The organism is Brasilonema octagenarum UFV-OR1, from assembly GCF_963888615.1.
GTDB classification, from domain to species: domain Bacteria; phylum Cyanobacteriota; class Cyanobacteriia; order Cyanobacteriales; family Nostocaceae; genus Brasilonema; species Brasilonema sennae.
The window spans coordinates 1-1,029 of the sequence record NZ_CAWPKW010000402.1 but is presented as its reverse complement, the minus strand read 5'-3'; the positions used below and the strand labels follow the sequence as shown (position 1 = coordinate 1,029).

Annotated in this window: 1 protein-coding gene; it reads left to right on the top strand. The window is 36.5% G+C overall.

The genetic code is table 11. From position 1 onward, the window contains the following. A partial coding sequence (locus AC5590_RS34825) for a DNA cytosine methyltransferase (RefSeq protein WP_169269015.1) occupies positions 1-708 on the top strand: 708 nt, incomplete at its 5' end. Positions 709-1,029: the final 321 nt, after the last annotated feature.

The window sequence follows — 1,029 nt, the reverse complement described above, 5'->3', positions numbered from 1 at the left end:
GCAAAATTAAATAAAACAGCTTTTCAAAACCAACTACCATTAAGTCCAACAGTTTGGGATGCAATTGGCGATTTACCTGAAATCGAAGATTATATAGAACTTTTTGAAAAAGATTCGGTGATAGCAGAATTTGGTAAACCAAGTGATTACAGTAGACAACTTCGTGGTCTTTGCGATACAGATAATGATTATTCATATGAGCGTAAATATGACTCTAGAATGCTCACTTCAAGTTTAAGAACAAAGCATACTTTTCAATCTATCAAAAGATTTGAAGCTACTCCTCCTGGGAAAACAGAACCTATTAGCCGCTTTTATAAACTTGCTTGTGAAGGAATATGCAATACACTTAGAGCAGGAACACCAAGTAATAGAGGAGCATTTACTTCTGCTAGACCAATTCACCCATCTACTCCAAGATGTATTACTGTGCGTGAAGCTGCACGTTTACATTCTTATCCAGATTGGTTCAGATTTCATGTCACAAAATGGCATGGATTTCGACAAATAGGAAATTCAGTTCCACCATTATTAGCTAAGGCTGTAGGATCAGAAATTATAAAAGCTCTTGATGTATATCTATCTAAACCTGGAATTAGAAAAGAACTAGGAAACGAAAATTTACTGATGTATGATATGTCTCAAGCTGCTGAATATTACGGTGTTGATTCACAGATTATAGAATCAAGGAAGAGAAATTTAAGGTGATACAATTCTCTGAAACAATGGGCTTAATCATTCTCCCTTGCTTCCGGCGTCCTCTCAACAGATTTAAAAAATTATAGGATTTACGAGTGAGCCATAGGGTACATTAGGCGAGTGGAGTGTTACAGCCTTCCTAAATAGGATATGAACATCCTCCTCTTCTTCTCTTTTTTTTCTTTGCGTCCTTTGCGTCCTTTGCGGTTCGTTTTTTTTGTTCACGACTTATCTAGGATTGCTGTACGAACCTATTATCATTTTGAATTTTGTTAGTGCAGTGGGATGCAGTCGCAGAGCGAGTTTTTTCTATGCTTATTCAACACTTTC